A 5,330-nucleotide genomic window follows, 5' to 3' on the forward strand; every position below is an offset into this window, starting at 1 on the left:
GCGGTTGAAAGAGGTGGTTGACAGCGGTTCTGATCGCTGTATGATTCGCCTCCCGCTGACGAGAGATGCAGATTGATCGAGGCGGCAAGCGGTTGAGTAGAAAAGAAATTTTCGAAAAACAGCTTGACAGTAAGAAAGGCTGCTGTAGAATGCGCGGCCTCGGTTGAGACGAAAGGCTTGATCGAAACGCTCTTTAACAACTGAATCAAGCAATTCGTGTGGGTGCTTGTGAATGTAAGACTGGTAGTCGCAAGATTATCAGCATCACAAAGCAACACTCGTTTATTCGAGAGTTACTCTTTCTAGTAAAGAGATTTGCGATTGCTGAGCCAAGTTTAGGGTTTTCTCAAAACCCAAGCAGTATTGAACTGAAGAGTTTGATCATGGCTCAGATTGAACGCTGGCGGCAGGCCTAACACATGCAAGTCGAGCGGATGAGAGGAGCTTGCTCCTTGATTCAGCGGCGGACGGGTGAGTAATGCCTAGGAATCTGCCTGGTAGTGGGGGACAACGTTTCGAAAGGAACGCTAATACCGCATACGTCCTACGGGAGAAAGCAGGGGACCTTCGGGCCTTGCGCTATCAGATGAGCCTAGGTCGGATTAGCTAGTTGGTGAGGTAAAGGCTCACCAAGGCGACGATCCGTAACTGGTCTGAGAGGATGATCAGTCACACTGGAACTGAGACACGGTCCAGACTCCTACGGGAGGCAGCAGTGGGGAATATTGGACAATGGGCGAAAGCCTGATCCAGCCATGCCGCGTGTGTGAAGAAGGTCTTCGGATTGTAAAGCACTTTAAGTTGGGAGGAAGGGCAGTAAGCTAATACCTTGCTGTTTTGACGTTACCGACAGAATAAGCACCGGCTAACTTCGTGCCAGCAGCCGCGGTAATACGAAGGGTGCAAGCGTTAATCGGAATTACTGGGCGTAAAGCGCGCGTAGGTGGTTCGTTAAGTTGGATGTGAAAGCCCCGGGCTCAACCTGGGAACTGCATCCAAAACTGGCGAGCTAGAGTATGGCAGAGGGTGGTGGAATTTCCTGTGTAGCGGTGAAATGCGTAGATATAGGAAGGAACACCAGTGGCGAAGGCGACCACCTGGGCTAATACTGACACTGAGGTGCGAAAGCGTGGGGAGCAAACAGGATTAGATACCCTGGTAGTCCACGCCGTAAACGATGTCGACTAGCCGTTGGGATCCTTGAGATCTTAGTGGCGCAGCTAACGCATTAAGTCGACCGCCTGGGGAGTACGGCCGCAAGGTTAAAACTCAAATGAATTGACGGGGGCCCGCACAAGCGGTGGAGCATGTGGTTTAATTCGAAGCAACGCGAAGAACCTTACCAGGCCTTGACATGCAGAGAACTTTCCAGAGATGGATTGGTGCCTTCGGGAACTCTGACACAGGTGCTGCATGGCTGTCGTCAGCTCGTGTCGTGAGATGTTGGGTTAAGTCCCGTAACGAGCGCAACCCTTGTCCTTAGTTACCAGCACGTTAAGGTGGGCACTCTAAGGAGACTGCCGGTGACAAACCGGAGGAAGGTGGGGATGACGTCAAGTCATCATGGCCCTTACGGCCTGGGCTACACACGTGCTACAATGGTCGGTACAAAGGGTTGCCAAGCCGCGAGGTGGAGCTAATCCCATAAAACCGATCGTAGTCCGGATCGCAGTCTGCAACTCGACTGCGTGAAGTCGGAATCGCTAGTAATCGTGAATCAGAATGTCACGGTGAATACGTTCCCGGGCCTTGTACACACCGCCCGTCACACCATGGGAGTGGGTTGCTCCAGAAGTAGCTAGTCTAACCTTCGGGGGGACGGTTACCACGGAGTGATTCATGACTGGGGTGAAGTCGTAACAAGGTAGCCGTAGGGGAACCTGCGGCTGGATCACCTCCTTAATCGAAGACACCGGCTTCGTCATAAGCTCCCACACGAATTGCTTGATTCACTTGCGAAAGGCGATTGGGTTTAGACCCGAGAGTAACGATTGGGTCTGTAGCTCAGTTGGTTAGAGCGCACCCCTGATAAGGGTGAGGTCGGCAGTTCGAATCTGCCCAGACCCACCAATCGAAGGGGCCATAGCTCAGCTGGGAGAGCGCCTGCTTTGCACGCAGGAGGTCAGCGGTTCGATCCCGCTTGGCTCCACCATTATCTCGCCATCGCTTTGAAAGCTCAGAAATGAGTGTTCGGATTGAACATTGATTTCTGGACTTTGCGCCAGACCGTTCTTTAAAAATTTGGGTATGTGATAGAAGTAGATTTGAATGATCGTTTTCACTGGCGATCGTTCGAGTCAAGGTAAAATTTGCGAGTTGCTCGAGAGAGCACAATGCGGATTTTCGGCGAATGTCGTCTTCACGTTATAGACAGTAACCAGATTGCTTGGGGTTATATGGTCAAGTGAAGAAGCGCATACGGTGGATGCCTTGGCAGTCAGAGGCGATGAAAGACGTGGTAGCCTGCGAAAAGCTTCGGGGAGTCGGCAAACAGACTTTGATCCGGAGATCTCTGAATGGGGGAACCCAGCCATCATAAGATGGTTATCACACACTGAATACATAGGTGTGTGAGGCGAACCAGGGGAACTGAAACATCTAAGTACCCTGAGGAAAAGAAATCAACCGAGATTCCCTTAGTAGTGGCGAGCGAACGGGGACTAGCCCTTAAGCTTCTTTGATTTTAGCGGAACGCTCTGGAAAGTGCGGCCATAGTGGGTGATAGCCCTGTACGCGAAAGGATCTTAGAAGTGAAATCGAGTAGGACGGAGCACGAGAAACTTTGTCTGAACATGGGGGGACCATCCTCCAAGGCTAAATACTACTGACTGACCGATAGTGAACCAGTACCGTGAGGGAAAGGCGAAAAGAACCCCGGAGAGGGGAGTGAAATAGAACCTGAAACCGTATGCGTACAAGCAGTGGGAGCCTACTTTGTTAGGTGACTGCGTACCTTTTGTATAATGGGTCAGCGACTTATTTTCAGTGGCGAGCTTAACCGAATAGGGGAGGCGTAGCGAAAGCGAGTCTTAATAGGGCGTCTAGTCGCTGGGAATAGACCCGAAACCGGGCGATCTATCCATGGGCAGGTTGAAGGTTAGGTAACACTGACTGGAGGACCGAACCGACTACCGTTGAAAAGTTAGCGGATGACCTGTGGATCGGAGTGAAAGGCTAATCAAGCTCGGAGATAGCTGGTTCTCCTCGAAAGCTATTTAGGTAGCGCCTCGTGTATCACTGCTGGGGGTAGAGCACTGTTTCGGCTAGGGGGTCATCCCGACTTACCAAACCGATGCAAACTCCGAATACCAGCAAGTGTCAGCACGGGAGACACACGGCGGGTGCTAACGTCCGTCGTGAAAAGGGAAACAACCCAGACCGTCAGCTAAGGTCCCAAAATCCTGGTTAAGTGGGAAACGATGTGGGAAGGCTTAGACAGCTAGGAGGTTGGCTTAGAAGCAGCCATCCTTTAAAGAAAGCGTAATAGCTCACTAGTCGAGTCGGCCTGCGCGGAAGATGTAACGGGGCTCAAACCAGGTACCGAAGCTACGGGTTCATCGCAAGATGAGCGGTAGAGGAGCGTTCTGTAAGCCTGTGAAGGTGAGTTGAGAAGCTCGCTGGAGGTATCAGAAGTGCGAATGCTGACATGAGTAACGACAATGCGAGTGAAAAACTCGCACGCCGAAAGACCAAGGGTTCCTGCGCAACGTTAATCGACGCAGGGTGAGTCGGTCCCTAAGGCGAGGCTGAAGAGCGTAGTCGATGGGAAACGGGTTAATATTCCCGTACTTCTAGTTACTGCGATGGGGGGACGGAGAAGGCTAGGCCAGCAAGGCGTTGGTTGTCCTTGTTTAAGGTGGTAGGCAGAGATCTTAGGTAAATCCGGGATCTTAATGCCGAGAGCTGATGACGAGCTTTCTTTTAGAAAGCGAAGTGGTTGATGCCATGCTTCCAGGAAAAGCCTCTAAGCTTCAGGTAACTAGGAACCGTACCCCAAACCGACACAGGTGGTTGGGTAGAGAATACCAAGGCGCTTGAGAGAACTCGGGTGAAGGAACTAGGCAAAATGGCACCGTAACTTCGGGAGAAGGTGCGCCGGTGAGGGTGAATGACTTGCTCAGTAAGCCCATGCCGGTCGAAGATACCAGGCCGCTGCGACTGTTTATTAAAAACACAGCACTCTGCAAACACGAAAGTGGACGTATAGGGTGTGACGCCTGCCCGGTGCCGGAAGGTTAATTGATGGGGTTAGCGCAAGCGAAGCTCTTGATCGAAGCCCCGGTAAACGGCGGCCGTAACTATAACGGTCCTAAGGTAGCGAAATTCCTTGTCGGGTAAGTTCCGACCTGCACGAATGGCGTAACGATGGCGGCGCTGTCTCCACCCGAGACTCAGTGAAATTGAAATCGCTGTGAAGATGCAGTGTATCCGCGGCTAGACGGAAAGACCCCGTGAACCTTTACTATAGCTTTGCACTGGACTTTGAGCTTGCTTGTGTAGGATAGGTGGGAGGCTTTGAAGCGTGGACGCCAGTTCGCGTGGAGCCATCCTTGAAATACCACCCTGGCAACCTTGAGGTTCTAACTCTGGTCCGTTATCCGGATCGAGGACAGTGTATGGTGGGTAGTTTGACTGGGGCGGTCTCCTCCTAAAGAGTAACGGAGGAGTACGAAGGTGCGCTCAGACCGGTCGGAAATCGGTCGCAGAGTATAAAGGCAAAAGCGCGCTTGACTGCGAGACAGACACGTCGAGCAGGTACGAAAGTAGGTCTTAGTGATCCGGTGGTTCTGTATGGAAGGGCCATCGCTCAACGGATAAAAGGTACTCCGGGGATAACAGGCTGATACCGCCCAAGAGTTCATATCGACGGCGGTGTTTGGCACCTCGATGTCGGCTCATCACATCCTGGGGCTGAAGCCGGTCCCAAGGGTATGGCTGTTCGCCATTTAAAGTGGTACGCGAGCTGGGTTTAGAACGTCGTGAGACAGTTCGGTCCCTATCTGCCGTGGACGTTTGAGATTTGAGAGGGGCTGCTCCTAGTACGAGAGGACCGGAGTGGACGAACCTCTGGTGTTCCGGTTGTCACGCCAGTGGCATTGCCGGGTAGCTATGTTCGGAAGAGATAACCGCTGAAAGCATCTAAGCGGGAAACTTGCCTCAAGATGAGATCTCACTGGAGCCTTGAGCTCCCTGAAGGGCCGTCGAAGACTACGACGTTGATAGGTTGGGTGTGTAAGCGCTGTGAGGCGTTGAGCTAACCAATACTAATTGCCCGTGAGGCTTGACCATATAACACCCAAACAATTTGGCTGTTAGACGGTAAGTCGACA

The 5,330-nt window shown here is 52.1% G+C and carries 2 tRNA genes, 2 rRNA genes and 1 pseudogene; 4 read left to right on the top strand and 1 reads right to left on the bottom strand.

What is annotated here, in order from left to right:
• Positions 1 to 209: pseudogene (locus HZR81_RS23085) on the bottom strand (hypothetical protein); the annotation flags it as partial.
• Between the two features lie 156 nt (positions 210 to 365).
• Between HZR81_RS23085 and HZR81_RS23090 the strand changes: the two are divergent.
• From HZR81_RS23090 to HZR81_RS23105, 4 genes are all read left to right on the top strand, one after another.
• Positions 366 to 1,902, top strand: a 16S ribosomal RNA gene (locus tag HZR81_RS23090).
• 91 nt (positions 1,903 to 1,993) lie between these two features.
• Positions 1,994 to 2,070 (top strand) — tRNA-Ile (locus HZR81_RS23095).
• 6 nt (positions 2,071 to 2,076) lie between these two features.
• A tRNA-Ala gene (locus HZR81_RS23100) sits at positions 2,077 to 2,152 on the top strand.
• Between the two features lie 246 nt (positions 2,153 to 2,398).
• Positions 2,399 to 5,289: ribosomal RNA gene (locus HZR81_RS23105) — 23S ribosomal RNA — on the top strand.
• The 16S and 23S rRNA genes sit together here with 2 tRNA genes alongside, the layout of an rRNA operon.
• Positions 5,290 to 5,330: the final 41 nt, after the last annotated feature.

The organism is Pseudomonas sp. LM13, from assembly GCF_041381355.1.
In the GTDB taxonomy this organism is placed as follows: domain Bacteria; phylum Pseudomonadota; class Gammaproteobacteria; order Pseudomonadales; family Pseudomonadaceae; genus Stutzerimonas; species Stutzerimonas frequens.